Origin of the sequence: Kitasatospora terrestris, from assembly GCF_039542905.1 — a bacterium.
GTDB classification, from domain to species: domain Bacteria; phylum Actinomycetota; class Actinomycetes; order Streptomycetales; family Streptomycetaceae; genus Kitasatospora; species Kitasatospora terrestris.
Genome location: NZ_BAABIS010000001.1, coordinates 5,380,082 through 5,396,520, shown reverse-complemented (window position 1 = coordinate 5,396,520; position 16,439 = coordinate 5,380,082). Strand labels below are relative to the sequence as shown.

General features: G+C 73.2%; 20 protein-coding genes. 7 read left to right on the top strand and 13 right to left on the bottom strand.

The annotated features are described in order from the left end of the window. Positions 1–29: 29 nt before the first annotated feature. Positions 30–1,652: a DAK2 domain-containing protein gene (locus ABEB06_RS24855; protein ID WP_345699104.1), complete on the bottom strand. Its 1,623-nt coding sequence runs from the start codon at positions 1,650–1,652 to the stop codon at positions 30–32. A 293-nt stretch (positions 1,653–1,945) separates the two neighbouring features. Here ABEB06_RS24855 and rpmB point away from each other — a divergent pair, with 293 nt between their 5' ends. After that, on the top strand, positions 1,946–2,131 hold the full coding sequence (gene rpmB, locus ABEB06_RS24850) for a 50S ribosomal protein L28 (RefSeq protein WP_344639849.1): 186 nt from the start codon (positions 1,946–1,948) through the stop codon (positions 2,129–2,131). Positions 2,132–2,249: 118 nt separating this feature from the next. Here the strand turns inward: rpmB and thiD are convergent, their stop codons facing one another. The 3 genes from thiD to ABEB06_RS24835 all read right to left on the bottom strand — a co-directional run bounded on the left by thiD (position 2,250) and on the right by ABEB06_RS24835 (position 5,218). Next, complete coding sequence (gene thiD / locus ABEB06_RS24845; protein ID WP_345699103.1) at positions 2,250–3,047, bottom strand: bifunctional hydroxymethylpyrimidine kinase/phosphomethylpyrimidine kinase; 798 nt, start codon at positions 3,045–3,047, stop codon at positions 2,250–2,252. Between the two features lie 23 nt (positions 3,048–3,070). Further along, positions 3,071–4,096: an ATP-dependent 6-phosphofructokinase gene (locus tag ABEB06_RS24840; protein WP_345699102.1), complete on the bottom strand. Its 1,026-nt coding sequence runs from the start codon at positions 4,094–4,096 to the stop codon at positions 3,071–3,073. Between the two features lie 153 nt (positions 4,097–4,249). Next, positions 4,250–5,218 carry a thiamine-phosphate kinase gene (locus tag ABEB06_RS24835; protein ID WP_345699101.1) on the bottom strand — a complete coding sequence of 323 codons (969 nt, stop codon included), beginning with the start codon at positions 5,216–5,218 and terminating at the stop codon, positions 4,250–4,252. 173 nt (positions 5,219–5,391) lie between these two features. Between ABEB06_RS24835 and ABEB06_RS24830 the strand changes: the two genes are divergently transcribed. After that, positions 5,392–5,625, top strand: a complete 234-nt coding sequence (locus ABEB06_RS24830) for an Lrp/AsnC ligand binding domain-containing protein (protein WP_345701973.1) — start codon at positions 5,392–5,394, stop codon at positions 5,623–5,625. Positions 5,626–5,645: 20 nt separating this feature from the next. Further along, the gene (locus ABEB06_RS24825; protein ID WP_345699100.1) at positions 5,646–6,149 is read left to right on the top strand and encodes a DUF3515 domain-containing protein; all 504 of its coding nucleotides are present in this window, start codon (positions 5,646–5,648) and stop codon (positions 6,147–6,149) included. 25 nt (positions 6,150–6,174) lie between these two features. On the opposite strand, the gene ABEB06_RS24820 is transcribed toward ABEB06_RS24825, so the two are convergent. Genes ABEB06_RS24820 through ABEB06_RS24810 form a run of 3 tightly spaced genes read right to left on the bottom strand, consistent with a single transcriptional unit; the run spans position 6,175 to position 9,143 of the window. Next, on the bottom strand, positions 6,175–7,317 hold the full coding sequence (locus ABEB06_RS24820; RefSeq protein WP_345699099.1) for a D-alanine--D-alanine ligase family protein: 1,143 nt from the start codon (positions 7,315–7,317) through the stop codon (positions 6,175–6,177). 30 nt (positions 7,318–7,347) lie between these two features. After that, positions 7,348–8,349 carry an NAD(P)H-dependent glycerol-3-phosphate dehydrogenase gene (locus ABEB06_RS24815; RefSeq protein WP_345699098.1) on the bottom strand — a complete coding sequence of 334 codons (1,002 nt, stop codon included), beginning with the start codon at positions 8,347–8,349 and terminating at the stop codon, positions 7,348–7,350. Next, positions 8,346–9,143: a lysophospholipid acyltransferase family protein gene (locus ABEB06_RS24810; RefSeq protein WP_345699097.1), complete on the bottom strand. Its 798-nt coding sequence runs from the start codon at positions 9,141–9,143 to the stop codon at positions 8,346–8,348. The genes ABEB06_RS24815 and ABEB06_RS24810 overlap by 4 nt, the downstream gene beginning before the upstream one ends. Positions 9,144–9,357: 214 nt before the next feature. Between ABEB06_RS24810 and cofC the strand changes: the two genes are divergently transcribed. Then, positions 9,358–10,032 (top strand): 2-phospho-L-lactate guanylyltransferase, encoded by a 675-nt coding sequence (gene cofC, locus ABEB06_RS24805; RefSeq protein ID WP_345699096.1) that lies wholly within the window; start codon positions 9,358–9,360, stop codon positions 10,030–10,032. Between the two features lie 22 nt (positions 10,033–10,054). Next, positions 10,055–10,276 carry a hypothetical protein gene (locus ABEB06_RS24800; protein WP_345699095.1) on the top strand — a complete coding sequence of 74 codons (222 nt, stop codon included), beginning with the start codon at positions 10,055–10,057 and terminating at the stop codon, positions 10,274–10,276. 439 nt (positions 10,277–10,715) lie between these two features. Here the strand turns inward: ABEB06_RS24800 and ABEB06_RS24795 are convergent, their stop codons facing one another. Together ABEB06_RS24795 and ABEB06_RS24790 are read right to left on the bottom strand one after the other, a co-directional pair. Next, entirely contained in the window at positions 10,716–10,988 is a 273-nt protein-coding gene (locus ABEB06_RS24795) for a hypothetical protein (protein WP_345699094.1), read from the bottom strand. Then, positions 10,985–11,227: an ATP-binding protein gene (locus tag ABEB06_RS24790; RefSeq protein ID WP_345699093.1), complete on the bottom strand. Its 243-nt coding sequence runs from the start codon at positions 11,225–11,227 to the stop codon at positions 10,985–10,987. The genes ABEB06_RS24795 and ABEB06_RS24790 overlap by 4 nt, the downstream gene beginning before the upstream one ends. A 118-nt stretch (positions 11,228–11,345) precedes the next feature. Between ABEB06_RS24790 and ABEB06_RS24785 the strand changes: the two genes are divergently transcribed. Next, positions 11,346–12,086 carry a GntR family transcriptional regulator gene (locus ABEB06_RS24785; protein WP_345699092.1) on the top strand — a complete coding sequence of 247 codons (741 nt, stop codon included), beginning with the start codon at positions 11,346–11,348 and terminating at the stop codon, positions 12,084–12,086. A gap of 88 nt (positions 12,087–12,174) precedes the next feature. On the opposite strand, the gene ABEB06_RS24780 is transcribed toward ABEB06_RS24785, so the two are convergent. From ABEB06_RS24780 to leuC, 4 genes are all read right to left on the bottom strand, one after another. Beyond that, complete coding sequence (locus ABEB06_RS24780) at positions 12,175–12,903, bottom strand: HU family DNA-binding protein (protein ID WP_345699091.1); 729 nt, start codon at positions 12,901–12,903, stop codon at positions 12,175–12,177. A gap of 133 nt (positions 12,904–13,036) precedes the next feature. Beyond that, on the bottom strand, positions 13,037–13,327 hold the full coding sequence (locus tag ABEB06_RS24775) for an SCO5555 family protein (RefSeq protein ID WP_393080941.1): 291 nt from the start codon (positions 13,325–13,327) through the stop codon (positions 13,037–13,039). A 157-nt stretch (positions 13,328–13,484) separates the two neighbouring features. Further along, entirely contained in the window at positions 13,485–14,081 is a 597-nt protein-coding gene (leuD, locus tag ABEB06_RS24770; protein WP_345699090.1) for a 3-isopropylmalate dehydratase small subunit, read from the bottom strand. A 3-nt stretch (positions 14,082–14,084) separates the two neighbouring features. Continuing rightward, positions 14,085–15,506 (bottom strand): 3-isopropylmalate dehydratase large subunit, encoded by a 1,422-nt coding sequence (leuC, locus tag ABEB06_RS24765; RefSeq protein WP_345699089.1) that lies wholly within the window; start codon positions 15,504–15,506, stop codon positions 14,085–14,087. 170 nt (positions 15,507–15,676) lie between these two features. Here leuC and ABEB06_RS24760 point away from each other — a divergent pair, with 170 nt between their 5' ends. Beyond that, complete coding sequence (locus tag ABEB06_RS24760) at positions 15,677–16,390, top strand: IclR family transcriptional regulator (RefSeq protein ID WP_345699088.1); 714 nt, start codon at positions 15,677–15,679, stop codon at positions 16,388–16,390. The last annotated feature ends 49 nt before the right edge of the window (positions 16,391–16,439 follow it).

Genomic DNA, 16,439 nt, shown 5'->3' with positions numbered 1-16,439 from the left:
ACCACCGCGGGGACAGACCGGGCGAGCGCTCACTCGACGCCGATCAGCAGCAGGGCCGCCTCCTGGCCGCCGGGGTAGGCGACGGTGTCGACCTCGGGGCGGGTCCGGCGGGCGTGCGCGAGCAGCCGGTCGGTGAGGCCGGAGGGGAGCTCGTCACCGAGGACCAGGGTGACCAGCTCGCCGCCGCCGGCCAGCATCCGGTCGAGCAGGGTGACGGCGGTGTCGCCGATGTCGTCGCCGATCACCACCACGTCGCCGTCGATCAGCCCGAGCACGTCGCCGGCCTGGCAGACGCCCGCCATGGTCCAGGACTCCCCTTCGGCGAGGGCGAGTTCGGCGTGCCGGGTGGCGCCGGCGGCGGAGGTCATGGTGACCACGTCCTCGTCGAAGCGCCGGGTGGCGTCGTGCACGGCGAGCGCCGCCAGGCCCTGGACCGGGGAGCGGGTGGGCAGCACGGCGATCCGCAGGCCCTCCTCGCGCAGCTGGTCGGCGGCGGCCCCGGCGGCGGCCCGCAGTTCGGGGTCGTTGAGCAGCAGGATCACCTCGCGGGCGGCGCAGCGGCGGACCGCCTCGGCGAGTTCGGCGCTGGCCGGCGGCCGGTCCGGGTCGGCGGGCAGCACGGCGGAGCCGGCCTGGGCGCAGAGCTCGGCGAGACCGGTGCCGGAGACCACGCTGAGCACGGCGCGGCCGTGCGAGACGGTCTCCTCCCGCTCGCCGGCGCGAGCGGCCGCCTCGGCGAAGTGCGTGATCCGGATCCGGTACGGCCGGCCGGCCTCGACGCCGGCCTCCACGGCGGCGCCCGCGTCGTCCACGTGCACGTGGACGTTCCACAGGCCGTCGCCGCCGCCGATCACCAGGGAGTCGCCGAGCCCGGAGAGCCGTTCGCGCAGCGCGGGCAGCGCGTGGTCCGGGGCGTCCAGCAGGTAGATCACCTCGAAGGCGGGGTGTCCGGGGCCGGGCGGCCGCTCGTGGCCCTCGCAGCCGGGGGCGTGCGCGACGGAGATCTCCTGCCGCAGGGCGACCGGGCCCATCGGGGTCTGGCCGGCGACGGCGTCGGCCAGCGCGCCGAGCACCGCGACCAGTCCGCGCCCGCCGGCGTCGACCACTCCGGCCTCGGCGAGCACGTCCAGTTGGTCGGGGGTGCGCAGCAGCGCCTCGCGGGCGGCCCGGTAGGCGGTCTCGGCCACCGCGGTCAGGCCTTCCTGCTGCCGGTCCGCGGTCCGCGCGGCGGTGGCCGCGACGGTGAGCAGCGTCCCCTCGACCGGTTCGGCGACGGCCTGGTAGGCCGCCTCGGCGGCCCGCAGCAGTGCCTTGCGCAGCGCCTGGGGGCTGCCGCCGTGCGCGGCCAGCACCTCGGCGAAGCCGCGCAGCCACTGCGCGAGGATCACCCCGGAGTTGCCGCGCGCCCCGATCAGCGCCCCGCGCGCGGCGGCGGTGGCGGCCGGTCCGAGCGCGGGCTGCTCGGGCCCGGCGAACGCCGCGTCCAGCGCCTCGGCGGCGGACTCCACGGTCAGGTACAGGTTGGTGCCGGTGTCGCCGTCCGGAACCGGGTAGACGTTGAGCGCGTCGATCTCCTCGCGGGCCTGGCCGAGGGCGGTCAGCGCCAGGCGGCACCAGGTGCGGACGGCGGTGGCGTCGAGCGTGTCCAGCACCAGGTCTCCTCCGGGTGAACGCCACGGGAACGCGACGGGACGCGGTGGCGGGGGCGATGCTGGCAGGTTATCGGTGCGGGAGTCGCGTCCGCGCTGGCAGGACGGCTGCGCGCCGACGATCACGGCCCCGGGCATGGTAGTTTCGTGGGGCGGGAGCAACCGTTGTATGCTCTCACGGTTGCCTGGAACAACCCGGGCTCACCCCTTGATCCGATCCGGTCCACGCGAGTGTTCCGGAGGGCTCAGCCGGGGTTTTCCGAAAGTAACTGATCTGAAGTCTTGGAGTGACTCCTGTGGCTGCCAACTGCGACGTCTGCGGCAAGGGGCCGGGCTTCGGCAACAGCATCTCCCACTCGCACCGCCGTACCTCCCGTCGTTGGAACCCCAACATTCAGACGGTGCGCGCTGTGATTGGGCGTACGCCGAAGCGGCTCAATGTCTGCACCTCGTGCATCAAGGCCGGTAAGGTCTCGCGCTGACGCGCAGACCGGTAAGCCGGTCCTCCGGAAAGCCGATCCACCCTCGGGTGGGTCGGCTCTCTGCTTTTCCGGTGCCGTGCGGCGCGCGGCCCCGCCGGGGAGGTGCCGCGCGGCCGCCTCAGCGCTCGCGCCAGAAGTGGTCGACCGGGCCGATGCCGGCGCCGAGCGCGAAGCCGTGCTCGATGGCGCCGGTGGTGTAGGCCTTCGCGGCGGCGACCGCGTCCGGCAGGTCGGCGCCCTTGGCGAGCTCCGCGGCGATCGAGCTGGCCAGGGTGCAGCCGGTGCCGTGGGTGTGCCGGTTGTCGTGGCGCGGCGCGCGGTACCAGTGCCGTTCGCCGTCGGCCCCGAGCAGCAGGTCGGCGGCCTCGCCCTCCAGGTGGCCGCCCTTGACCAGCACCCAGCGCGGCCCGAGGTCGAGCAGCGCCTTCGCCGCGTCGGCCATCTGCGCCTCGCCCTCCACCACCCGGCCGGTGAGCTGGGTGACCTCGTGCAGGTTGGGGGTGGCGAGGGTGGCGACCGGCAGCAGCCGCTCGCGGACGGTCGCGACGGCCTCGGCGGCGAGCAGCGCGTCGCCGTGCTTGGAGACGCCGACCGGGTCGACGACGACCGGCGCGTCCACGCCGGCCAGCAGCTCGGACACCGTCTCGACCAGCTCGATCGAGGCGAGCATGCCGGTCTTCACGGCCTGCACGCCGATGTCGTCGACGACGCTGCGGAACTGGGCGCGGACGGCCTCGGCGGGCAGCTCCCAGTAGCCCTGGACGCCGAGCGAGTTCTGCGCGGTGACCGCGGTGATCACGCTCATCCCGTGGACGCCGAGGGCGAGCATCGCCTTGAGGTCGGCCTGGATGCCGGCGCCGCCGCCGCTGTCGGAGCCGGCGACGGTGAGGACACGGGGCGGAGCGCTGGAGACCATGCGCCCAACCTACCGGGCCGCGGTCACAGCACGGCTTCGGATTCCGCCCAGCGGTCCTCGGGCACCGTCTTCAACTGCACCACCGCGTCGGCGATCGGCACCAGCTCGACGTCGTTGCCGCGCAGCGCGGTGAAGTGGCCGAAGGCGCCCTTGTGGACGGCCTCGACGGCGTGCCAGCCGAACCGGCTGGCGAGGACGCGGTCGCGGGCGGTGGGGGTGCCGCCGCGCTGGGTGTGGCCGAGGATGACCGGACGGGCCTCCGTGCCGAGGATGTCCTCCAGCTCGTGGGCGAGCCGGTTGCCGATGCCGCCGAAGGTCCGGTGGCCGTACTGGTCGACCTGGCCGCGCTCGAAGCGCAGCGTGCCGGGCGCCGGCTCGGCGCCCTCGGCGACCGCGATGATGGCGAACTTCTTGCCGCGCCGGAAGCGTTCCTCGACCATCCTGGCGACCGCCTCGATGTCGAACGGCTTCTCCGGGATGAGGATGCCGTGGGCGCCGCCGGCCACGCCCGCGGTCAGCGTGATCCAGCCGGTGTGCCGACCCATCAGCTCCACCACCATCACCCGCTGGTGGGACTCGGCGGTGGTCTTGAGCCGGTCGATCGCCTCGGTGGCGACGTGCACGGCGGTGTCGAAGCCGAAGGTGACGTCGGTGGCGTCGATGTCGTTGTCGATGGTCTTCGGCACGCCGACGACCGGCAGTCCGGCGTCGCTGAACAGCTTGGCCGCGGTCAGCGTGCCCTCGCCGCCGATCGCGATCAGCGCGTCGATGTCCAGGCCCCGGGCGAGTTCGGCGGCGTTGTCGACGGCCCAGCGGATCCGCTCGCGCCGGACCCGGGCCGAGCCGAGGACGGTGCCGCCCAGGGTGAGCAGACCGGTCACGTCGTCGTGCGAGATCGGCCGGGCCCGGCCCTCGATCAGGCCGAGGAAGCCGTCCTCGATGCCGATGATCTCGTCGCCGTGGACGTCGGTGCCGCGGTGCACCACGGACCGGATCACCGCGTTGAGGCCCGGGCAGTCACCGCCGCTGGTCAGGACGCCGATTCGCATGGTGTCTGGGTCTCCCGCTCCTGGGGCGGCGCAGGCCCCCGAGTAGTTGGATCCGAACATCCGGACGGACCCGGACATACCGGACCGTCCGACAGCGCAAGACTACGCGCTCCGCCCGGCCGGGGACCCCTCAGCGCGCCACCGCAAGCCGGGCTACTCCGAGCCGAAGTGGTCCCAGCCGCCCGCGCGGTCCCAGGGGGCGCCGTCGACGGTGACGCGGCCCCCGCGCGCGGGGTCGGCGGTCCGGACCACCTCGCCGACCACCCGCCAGCGGGCCGGCAGCTGGACGGTCTTCGGGAAGGTCGCCACGATCGCGTGGTCCTCCCCGCCGGAGAGCACCCATACAAGCGGATCCACGCCCACGGCCTGGCCGATGTCCGCCATCTGGGCAGGCACGTCGAAGTCGGCTGCGTGCAGGTCGATGTCCACCCCGCTGGCCTTGGCGACGTGGCCGAGGTCGGCGACCAGGCCGTCGCTGACGTCCACCATCGCGGTGGCGCCGAGGTCGGCCCCGGCCGGGCCCGCGTGGTACGGCGGCTCGGGCCGGCGGTGCGCCTCCACGAACGCGCGCGGCGAGCGGAAGCCGCGCTGCAGCACGGTCAGCCCGGCGGCCGACCAGCCCAGCCAGCCGGTCACCGCCACCACGTCGCCGACCTGCGCGCCGCTGCGCACCACCGGCGCCCGGCCCTGCAGGTCGCCGAGCGCGGTGATCGCCAGCGTGATGGTGTCGCCGCGGACCACGTCCCCGCCGACCACGGTGGCGCCGGCCACCTGGCACTCGTCGCGCAGCCCGTCCATCAGCTCGGTGGCCCAGGTGGTGGGCAGGTCGGCGGGCGCGACCAGGCCGAGCAGGATCGCGGTGGGCACCGCGCCCATCGCCGCCACGTCGGCGAGGTTCTGCGCGGCGGACTTGCGGCCCACGTCGTACGCGGTGGACCAGTCCCGGCGGAAGTGCCGACCCTCGATCAGCACGTCGGTGGTGGCGACCACCCGACCGTCCGGGGCCTTCACCACGGCGGCGTCGTCGCCCGGCCCGAGGTCGACGGCCGGGGTCAGCGGCAGCCGGGCGGTCAGCTCCCGGATGAGGCCGAACTCACCGAGCTCGCCCACGGTCCCCTGCATCAGCCGTCCTCCCGGTCCAACGGTGTCGAGTAGTCAGTGCCTGGACGCACGCGCCCCCGCGCGCAGCGTACGCCCTGTGCCCGTGCAGATGTCTCCCCTACCCGGGGTGGGGCGCGGTAGCGTGGTGATCAGACCGCTGGCCGGTCCACCCACCCATGCCGCTGGAGGTCTCCGTGGTCCAGGCGTACATCCTGATTCAGACCGAGGTGGGCAAGGCCACCGCGGTGGCGCAGTCCATCACCAAGATCCAGGGCGTGGTCACCGCCGAGGACGTCACCGGCCCGTACGACGTGATCGTGCGCGCCGAGGCCGACTCGATCGACGACCTGGGCCGGCTGGTGGTGGCGCAGGTCCAGCAGGTCGAGGGCATCACGCGGACGCTGACCTGTCCGGTGGTCCGGCTGTAGGGCCCGGTTACCATCGGCGGGTGGTCCGATCCGTTCTGAGCCGACTGCCCGCGCCGGTGCGCTGGCTCGCGCCCCCCGCCGCCCTGCTGGGCTGCACGGTCCTGCTGGTGACCGCGTGGTCCTCGCCCGAGGATGTCGCGCCGCCGGTGCCGCGCGCGTCGGCGGTGGCCGCGTGCGAGGCGCTGGACCGGGCGCTGCCCGCGAAGGTGCTCGGCCATGAGCGCCAGGACCCCTCCCCCGCCTCGCCGTACACGGCGGCCTGGGGCAGTTCGCCGCGCACCGTGCTGCGCTGCGGCATCGAGCGGCCCGACTACCTGGACGACGACCCGCTGAAGCAGTCCCCCGAGGTCAACGGCGTGCAGTTCGGCATGGGCCCGGACGGTGGGGGCGGCTACTACTTCGTCACCACGCTGCGCCGGGCGTACGTGGAGATCCACGTGCCGAAGGGCGCGTACCCGGGCCCCCTGGACCCGCTGAACTCGCTGACCGACGCCATCGCGGCGACGGTCCCCCCCGGCCTGTAGGCCGGCGGGGACCGAGGGGCGCGGGTCAGCGCAGGCCGGTGGAGCGGCGCAGCGCGGCACCGAGCAGGCGGTCGATCAGCTCGCTGTAGGACAGGCCGCTGGCCTCCCACATCTTCGGGTACGCCGAGATGGGGGTGAAGCCGGGCATGGTGTTGATCTCGTTGACCATCCACCGGCCGTCGTCCAGCAGGAAGAAGTCGACCCGGGCGAGGCCCTCGCAGCCGAGTGCCTCGAACGCGGCGACGGCCTGCCGGCGGATCTCCGCCGTCTCGTCCTCCGACAGCCTGGCCGGGATCTCGACCTCGGAGGAGTCGATGTACTTGGCCTCGAAGTCGTAGAACTCGAAGTCGCCGCCGACCAGGATCTCGGCCGGGACGCTGGCCCGCGGGCCGTCCTCGAACTCCAGCACCGCGCACTCGATCTCGCGGCCCTCGACGCCCAGCTCGACGATCACCTTGGGGTCGTGCCGGCGGGCCTCCTCGATCGCCCCGTCCAGGTCGGCGAGGTCCTTGACCTTGGTGATGCCGATGGACGAGCCGGCCCGACAGGGCTTGACGAACAGCGGCAGCCCGAGCGCCTCGACGCGGGAGCGCGCGGCGGCCCGGCCGGCCTCGGTCTCCCACTCGCGCGGCTTGATCACCGTGTAGCTGCCGGCGAAGATCCCGTTGGACTCCAGGACCCGCTTGGTGAACTCCTTGTCCATGCCGACCGCGCTGGCGAGCACGCCGGAGCCGACGTACGGGACGCCGGAGAGCTCGAGCAGGCCCTGGACGGTGCCGTCCTCGCCCCACGGGCCGTGCAGCAGCGGCAGCACCACGTCGACCTCGCCGAGCACCTTCGGGGTGGCGCCCGGCTCGCTCAGGACCACCTCGCGGCTGGCCGGGCTGCCCGGCAGCGCGACCTGGCCCTCGGTCGACTCGGCGACCTGGTCGACGTCCGGCAGCCGGCCGTCGGTGATGGACATCCGGGCCGGCGCGTCGGCGACCAGCGCCCAGCGGCCCTCGTGGGTGATGCCGATCGGCAGCACCTCGTACTTGCTCCGGTCGATCGCCTTGAGCACGCTGCCGGCCGTGGAGACCGAGATGCCGTGCTCCGAGCTGCGGCCGCCGAAGACGATCGCGACGCGCGGCTTGGCCGCGTGGTTCGGGGAGGTCTGTTCGATGCTCATATCGCTTTTGAGACTACCGTCCGTTTTCGGTCACCGGCGCTCCGGCTTGGCCGAACGGGCCATGAGGCCCTTGAGCACCTCCTGGGTGGGCCGGCCGTTGTGCACGACGTCGACCACGGCCTCGACGATCGGCATGTCGACGCCGTTGCGCCGGGCCAGGTCGAGCACCGACTCGCAGGACTTGACGCCCTCCGCGGTCTGGCTGGTTGCGGCGATCGTCTCGGCCAGCGTCATGCCGCGACCGAGATTGGTGCCGAAGGTGTTGTTGCGCGACAGCGGCGAGGAGCAGGTGGCCACCAGGTCGCCCATGCCGGCCAGGCCCGCGAAGGTGTGCGCGTCGGCGCCGAGCGCCAGCCCCAGCCGGGTGGTCTCGGCCAGGCCGCGGGTGATCAGGGTGGCCTTGGTGTTGTCGCCCAGGCCCATGCCGTTGGCCATGCCGACCGCCAGGCCGATCACGTTCTTCACCGCGCCGCCGAGCTCGCAGCCGATCACGTCGGTGTTGGTGTACGGGCGGAAGTACGGGGTGTGGCAGGCGGTCTGGAAGCGCTTGGCGACCGCCTCGTCGGTGCACGCGACCACGGTGGCGGCGGGCTGCCGGTTGGCGATCTCGCCGGCCAGGTTGGGTCCGGAGACCACCGCGACCCGCTCCGGGCCGACCCCGGCGACCTCCTGGACGACCTCGCTCATCCGCTTCGCGGTGCCGAGCTCGATGCCCTTCATCAGCGAGACCAGCACGGTCCGGGGGCCCAGCAGCGGCGCCCAGTGCGCGAGGTTGTCGCGCAGCGTCTGGGACGGCACCGAGAGCACCGCGAAGTCCGCGCCGGCCAGCGCCTCGGCCGGGTCGGTGGTGGCCCGGATCGACTCCGGCAGCCGCAGGTTCGGCAGGTAGTCCGGGTTGACGTGGTCCCGGTCGATCGCGTCGACCAGTTCCTTGCGGCGGCCCCACAGGACCACCTCGCAGCCGGCGTCGGCCAGGATCATCGCGAACGCGGTGCCCCAGGAGCCGGTGCCCATCACGGCGCAGCGGGTCATCGGCCGCCCTCCGCCCGGTCCTTCTTCGCCTCCGCCGCGGCCGCCCGTTCCCGGGCCGCCCTGCGCATGTCGTACCGCTCGGCGGGCGCCTTCTCCCCGCGGATCCCCTCCAGCACCTCGGTGATGGCGTCCAGGATGTCCTCGGTGGCGTCCCGCAGCACCTGCGCGGTGAGCTCCTGCCCCTGGTACTTGGACAGGTCGACCGCCGGGCCCGCCGCCACGATCACCTTGTGCCGCGGGAACGGCCGGTACTTGGCACCGCCGCCGCGCCCGTACGGCGGGATGATCTCGTGCGCGCCCCAGTGCGCCACCGGGATCACCGGCGCGCCGGTCATCAGCGCGACCCGGGCGGCGCCGCTCTTGCCGGTCATCGGCCACAGCTCCGGATCCCGGGTGAGCGTGCCCTCCGGGTAGAACTGCACGCACTGGCCGCGGTCGATCGCGTCGATCGCGGCGCGGAACGCCTCGGCCGCGTCGGTCGACTCGCGGAACACCGGGATCTGGCCGGTCTTGCGCAGCATGAACCCGATGAACGGGATCGAGAACAGCGAGGACTTGCCGAGGATCCGCGGCGGTCGGCCGCTGTTGTACTGCCAGTGCGCGTAGAACACCGGGTCGATGACCGAGTTGTGGTTCACCGCGGCGATGAACCCGCCCTTCTCGGGCAGGTGCTCCCAGCCGCGCCAGTCCCGCGTCGCCAGGGCGAGGGTCACCGGCTTCACGAGCACGGCCGCGAAGCGGTACCAGATCCCGTAGTCGGGATTGCCGAACCTGGCGTTAGAGCGGCGCGCCACCCCAGCTCCTCCTCATCCGGTGCGGCACCCGGGGTGCCGCGGTCTGTCCTCGCCGGGCCGGTCTCGGCTCCGAGCGGCGACCAGTCTCGCCCGTGGGCGGACCGGCTGTCGAGCAGCCCCCGCCGGTGGCCCGGCGCGAGTGACCAGGCACACGCACCGCCGGAGTCCGACGGGGTTGGCCTGCGCATTGGCACCGGCGCCAGAATTGACGCCGATGACAGAGGACACCGTACGCCCCGTCGCGCCCGTCCCGCCCGGACCGTCCGGTGGCGGCGCCGGCTGGTCCCTGGTGCTGCCCGTGAAGCGGCTGGAACTCGCCAAGAGCCGGCTCGCCGGTTTCCCCGGCGCACGGCGGCCGGACCTCGCCCTCGCCTTCGCCCTGGACACCGTCACCGCCGCCCTCGCCTGCCGCGAGGTCCACCGCGTCCTGGTGGTCACCCGCGACCCCGCCGCCGGCCGCCGGCTCACCGCGCTCGGCGCCACCGTCGTCGCCGACGAACCCGGCGGCGGGCTCAACCCCGCCCTCGCGCACGGCGTGCGGCGGGCGCGCGAGAGCGCCCCGCACGCGCCGGTCGCCGCCCTCTCCGCCGACCTGCCCGCCCTGCGGGCCGGTGAACTGGGCCGGGTGCTCGGCGCGGTGCCGGCCGTCGGCCGCGCCTTCCTGCCCGACGCGCCCGGCACCGGCACCGTCCTGCTCGCCTGCCGGCCCGGGGCGCCGCTCTCCCCCGCGTTCGGGCCGACCTCGCGGCGCGACCACGCGAGCGGCGGCGCCCGCGAACTCGCCGTCGCCGACGTACCGTCCGTCCGCCGGGACGTCGACACCCCCGACGACCTCGCCGAGGCCCTCGCCCTCGGCGTCGGCCCGCACACGGCCGCCCTGCTCCACTGAGCGGGCTCGCTATGCTGCCTGCATGCAGGCCACCTCCTTCACCTTCGACCCGGCGACCCGGACCGGTTCCGTCCTCCTCGACGACGGCACCCCCGTCCCGTTCGACGCCGCCGCCTTCGACGCCGGCGGCCTGCGACTGCTCCGCCCCGGCCAGCGCGTCCGCATCCGCACCGAGGGCACCGGCGGCGCCCGCCGCGTCGTCTTCATCACCCTCCAGACCTTCCCCGACCCCGCCGACGCCTGACCCGCCCGCCGGGCCCCGACGCCCCACAGGCAGTCACCCCCGCCCCCACCGCTGCGCGACCCCGCCCGAGGCGGACTCCCCCGGCAACACCGACCCGCCGGGGGCGAATCACGTCCGGGCGGTCGAAATCCCCGCCGGGGGCGCGTCCTGCCGCCACGTCATACCGCCACGCGGCCCCGTCACACCCAGCCCCCTGCTGGGCACCCCGGAGGTGGCCCCCCGGCAACACCGACTCGCCGGAGGCGAACCACGTCCGGGCTACCGGCACCCCCGCCGGGAGCGGACCCTGCCGGCCACGCCCCTGCCGCTGCGCGGCCCCGCCGGAGGCGGACCCTCCCGGCAACAACCCGGCCGCCGCAGGCGAATCGGGTCCGGGCAGGCGAAATCCCGGCCAGGGGCCTGTCCTGCCGGGAGTGGGGGGTCGTCGTGCGCTCGCGGGTCAGGTGTCGAGGCGGATCGCGTGGGCGCGGCCGGCCATGTGGAAGCTGAGGGTGAGTCGGCCGTCCCGGGCGAGGAAGGTCTCGACGCGTTCGACGGCGCCCGGCCCGAAGAAGTAGCGGTAGGCCTCGTACTGGGTCCACCCGAGCGGGAGGACGCGGAGCGACTGCCAGAGCGCGTCGAGCGCGTCCGGGAGCCGGGTGAAGGTGGCCGGCTCGGTGATGTCCTCGATCGAGACCGTGTACCCCTTGGGCGCGGGCGCGGTGGCGTTCATTGCACTGACTCCTCGTCGAGTTCGGCCCACACCAGGTGGACCGTGGCGATGTACTGGTGGCCGAAGCGGTCGGCCGAGGACAGCGCGGCCAGCATTTCCAGGTGGGCGTCCCGGTCGAGCTCCGCGGGCAGTTCGGCCTCCACCCGGAAGCCGCCACCGGGAAGGCGGCGGATGCGTGCCCGGCCACCGGTCGCGGTCGCCAGGCGGGCGGCGAGGTCAAACGCCCTGGTGGTTCGCACGCAACGCCTCTCCCCGAGAGCAGCTGGTCACGCAAAGTGAATCTAACGCATTAGATTCCACCTGATGCATTAGATTGTCAACCTCGTATCACCCGTCAGCTGCCGCCGGGAGAGCCAGATGCCGTCGCAGGAGCCCCCGTACCAGCGGATCGCCGAGGACCTGCGCCGCCGCATCGCGGCCGGCGAGTGGTCGGTCGGTGAGCGGCTGCCGTCCCGGGCCCGGCTGGCCCAGGACTACGGCGTGGGGCCGAACGTGCTGCAGCGCGCGCAGGAACTCCTCATCGAGCAGCACCTGTTGGAGGGCCGGGCCGGCTCGGGGACGTACGTCCGGCAGCCGCCGGAGCAGCGCACGATGGTCCGCTCGCGCCTGGGCTCGTCCTTCCCGGACGAGCTGAAGCCGGACAGCTACGACTCGCACTCCTTCGCCCGGGAGCCGGCGCCCGAGCACATCGCCGAGCGGCTGGGCATCGCGCCGGGCGAGCCCACCGTGCGCACCCGGTACGAGTTCTTCGCCGACCGCCGGCCGGTCCAACTCGCCGACAGCTGGGAGCCGATGGCCATCACCCGCGGCCAGCCGGTGCTGCTGCCGGAGCGGAACCCGATCGGTGCGGGGCGCGGCGTGCTGAAGCGGATGGACTCGATCGGCGTACGCGTGGTGCGGGTGGTGGAGCGTCCGCGCCCGGCGCGCGCGACCGTGGAGCAGGCTCTGCTGCTCGGCATTTCGGCGGGCGACCTGGTCACCGTCATCGAGCGGACGCACTACGACGACGCCGGCCGCGCGGTGGAGACCGCCGATCTGGTCGTTCCGGATTCCCGCTGGGAAATCGTCTACGAGCTCCCGGTCGGCGAATTCTCCTGACCGGCAGACAGCTGCGGCGGCCCGCACCGGTATTGCACCGGTGCGGGCCGCCGCAGTTGTTGACGGCCTGTCCGGCCGTCGGGGGCGACTACTTGGCGGTCGACTTGCGCGCGGCGGTCTTGCGCGTGGCGGTCTTCTTCGCCGGAGCGGTCTTCTTCGCGGTGGTCGCGGTCTTCTTCGCCGGAGCGGCCTTCTTGGCGGCGGCGGCGGTCTTGGCCGGAGCGGCCTTCTTCGCCGCGGTGGTCTTGGCCGCGGTGGTCTTGGCCGCCGTGGTCTTCGCGGCGGTCGTCTTCGCGGCCGTGGTCTTCGCGGCGGTGGTCTTGGTGGCCGTGGTCTTCTTGACCGCGGTCGCCTTCTTCGCGGCGGTGGCGGTGGTGGTCTTCTTCGCGGCGGCGGCCTTCTTGGTGGCCGGGGCGGCGGCGGCCGCGGCGCGCTTGGTGGCGGCACGCTTGGCGGCGGGGGTGGCGGCGACACCGGACTTGCCCGGGGTGAGGGAGCCCTTGGGCGCCTTCTTGACGGACGGGCCCTCCTTCGGCAGCTTCTTGCTGCCGGAGACGAGGTCCTTGAAGCCCTGGCCCGGACGGAACCGCGGCACCGAGGTCTTCTTGACCTTCACGCGCTCGCCGGTCTGCGGGTTGCGGGCGAAGCGCGCCGAGCGCTCCACCTTCTCGAAGGTGCCGAAACCGGTGACCGACACGCGGTCACCCGCCACGACGGCACGCACCATGGTGTCGAGCACTGCGTCGACGGCCTCTGCGGCAGCCTTGCGACCGCCCAGCTGCTCGGCCACCGCTTCGACAAGCTGAGCCTTGTTCACGTCTTCCCCTTCGGAAACGGGCGCCGGATGAATCCATCCGTTCATTTCGCACGTTAGGTATGTATGTGCGGACTTTCAATTACCAAACGCGTGAATCACCCTAGTGTCGCAACGAATTTGCGCATCGGCGACCTCAGGTGGGCGGGATGCGCCCCTCGTCGAGGTCCTGCACAAAGCGACTCAACCGCCGCGCCGCCTCCGGGAGATCACGCTTGGCGGTCTCGGTGACGATGAGCAGTTGACGGGTGAGAGCGGTCTTTGCGTCCGTTGACACGTTCAGCGCATGAACGCGGGCATGGGCTTGCTTCAACCGCTCGGCCACCAGCGCGTAGAGCGCGGTGACTTCCGAGTCGGTAGCACCGTCCGTCCCCTCCGGTGACGCGGGTTCGCCACCCGGGTACGGAGGTTCGGGGTTCCGGTGCACGCAACGATTGTGCCATCTGTTGCGAGTTGCACTACACCAGGGCGGCTTTCAGCGGGTTGATGCGGGTTGATTACGCGCACTCAACACGGAAGACCCGCCCCCGGGGTGGGGGCGGGTCTTCCGTCGCTGCGTCAGAAAGGTGCTACTCGGTCGCCACTCAGGCGGCCGGCAGAGTGCGCGGCTTGAACGCGGGCCGGGTGCCTTCGAACGCCGCGATGTCGCCCTCGTTCTGAAGGGTGATGGAGATGTCGTCCAGGCCGTTCAGCAGGCGCCAGCGGACGTTGTCGTCCAGTTCGAACGAGGCCGTGATGCCCTCGGCGCGCACCTCGCGGGCCTCCAGGTCGACGGTGATCTCGGCGGTCGGGTCCGCCTCGACCAGCGCCCACAGCGCCTCCACGGTCTCCTGCGGGAGGAGGACCGTCAGCAGGCCGTTCTTCAGCGAGTTGCCGCGGAAGATGTCGGCGAAGCGGGAGGAGATGACCGCCTGGAAGCCGTAGTTCTGCAGCGCCCAGACGGCGTGCTCGCGGGAGGAGCCGGTGCCGAACTCGGGGCCGGTCACCAGGACGGTGGCGCCCTGCCGCTCGGGGCGGTTGAGGACGAAGTCCTCGTCCTTGCGCCAGGCCTCGAACAGGCCGTCCTCGAAGCCGGAGCGGGTGACCTTCTTCAGCCAGTGCGCCGGGATGATCTGGTCGGTGTCCACGTTCGAGCGGCGCAGCGGGACGGCGCGGCCGGTGTGGGTGGTGAACTTCTCCATGGCTCAGGCCTCCACGGCGACGCGGTCGGTCAGGTCGGACGGTGCGGCCAGACGGCCCACCAGCGCGGTGGCGGCGGCCACCTGGGGGGAGACCAGGTGGGTGCGGCCACCCTTGCCCTGGCGGCCCTCGAAGTTGCGGTTCGAGGTGGAGGCGCAGCGCTCGCCCGGGGCCAGCTGGTCCGGGTTCATGCCCAGGCACATCGAGCAGCCGGCGTGGCGCCACTCGGCCCCCGCGGCGGTGAAGACCTTGTCCAGGCCCTCCTCGACGGCCTGCAGGGCGACCCGCACCGAGCCGGGGACGACCAGCATCCGCAGGCCCTCGGCGATCTGCCGGCCCTCCAGGATCGCCGCGGCGGCGCGCAGGTCCTCGATCCGGCCGTTGGTGCAGGAGCCGACGAAGACGGCGTCGACCTTGACCTCGCGCAGCGGGGTGCCGGCCTCCAGGCCCATGTACTTGAGGGCGTTCTCCGCGGCGATCTTCTCCTGCGGGTCCTCGAAGTCGTCGGGGCTCGGCACGTTGGCGCCCAGCGGCGCGCCCTGGCCCGGGTTGGTGCCCCAGGTGACGAACGGGGTCAGCTCGTTCGCGTCGATGAAGACCTCGGCGTCGAAGACCGCGTCCTCGTCGGTGGTCAGGGTGCGCCAGTACTCGACGGCGGCGTCCCAGTCCTCGCCCTGGGGGGCGTGCGGACGGCCCTGGAGGTAGTCGAAGGTGGTCTGGTCCGGGGCGATCATGCCGGCCCGGGCGCCCGCCTCGATGGACATGTTGCAGATGGTCATCCGGGCCTCCATGGAGAGGCTGCGGATAGCCGAGCCGCGGTACTCCAGGACGTAGCCCTGGCCGCCGCCGGTGCCGATCTTGGTGATGATGGCCAGGATCAGGTCCTTGGCGGTGACGCCCTCGGGCAGCTCGCCCTCGACCGTGATGGCCATGGTCTTGAACGGGGCCAGCGGCAGCGTCTGGGTGGCCAGCACGTGCTCGACCTGGCTGGTGCCGATGCCGAAGGCCAGTGCGCCGAAGGCGCCGTGGGTGGAGGTGTGGGAGTCGCCGCAGACCACGGTGGTGCCGGGCTGGGTCAGGCCCAGCTGCGGGCCGACCACGTGGACCACGCCCTGCTCGACGTCGCCCAGCGAGTGGATGCGCACGCCGAACTCCTCGGCGTTCCTGCGCAGCGTCTCCAGCTGGACCCGGGAGACCGGGTCGGCGATCGGCTTGTCGATGTCCAGGGTCGGGGTGTTGTGGTCCTCGGTGGCGATCGTCAGATCGGTCCGGCGGACCTTCCGGCCGGCCAGACGGAGGCCGTCGAACGCCTGCGGGCTGGTCACCTCGTGCAGCAGGTGCAGGTCGATGTAGAGCAGGTCGGGCTCGCCCTCGGCGCGCCTGACGACGTGGTCGTCCCAGACCTTCTCTGCCAGTGTCCGTCCCATCGGAATCCCTCCAGCCGGCCGCGTTGCCGGCCGCTCGTCTCTGTTGTCCAGGATGTGGACAGCCTGGTAAGGGTCCATCCTGGGTGTCTTCCGGGCTGCTGCATCAAGAGTGGCGCTTTTCTCGGAAGATTGAACTTGCGTCTCGCGGACTGAGACTGCAGTATCGGAGCATGGACAACACTAGCGGCGTCGGCGTTCTCGACAAGGCCGCTCTGGTGCTCAGCGCACTGGAGTCGGGCCCCGCCACGCTGGCGGGGCTGGTCGCCGCCACCGGTCTGGCGCGGCCCACGGCCCACCGACTCGCCGTCGCTCTCGAACACCACCGCCTGGTCACCAGGGACATGCAGGGCCGGTTCATCCTCGGCCCCCGACTTGCCGAGCTCTCGGCCGCGGCCGGCGAGGACCGGCTGCTGGCCGCCGCCGGCCCGGTGCTCACCCATCTGCGCGACGTCACCGGCGAGAGCGCCCAGCTCTACCGCCGACAGGGCGAGATGCGGATCTGCGTGGCCGCCGCCGAGCGCCTCTCGGGCCTGCGGGACACCGTGCCGGTCGGCTCCACGCTGCCGATGAAGGCCGGCTCCGCCGCCCAGGTCCTGCTGGCCTGGGAGGAGCCCGAGCGCCTGCACCGCGGCCTCCAGGGCGCCCGCTTCACCGCCACCGCGCTGAGCGGCGTCCGGCGGCGCGGCTGGGCCCAGTCGATCGGCGAGCGGGAGCCGGGCGTGGCGTCCGTCTCCGCGCCCGTCCGCGGCCCCTCCAACCGCGTGGTGGCCGCCGTGTCGGTGTCCGGCCCGATCGAGCGCCTGACCCGCCACCCGGGCCGGCTGCACGCCCAGGCCATCATCGAGGCCGCCAACCGCCTCACCGAGGCGCTGCGCCGCGGCTGAGCCGCGCGCGAGGGCCCGTCCCCGGGGGCGGGCCCTTCCGCGTGCACCG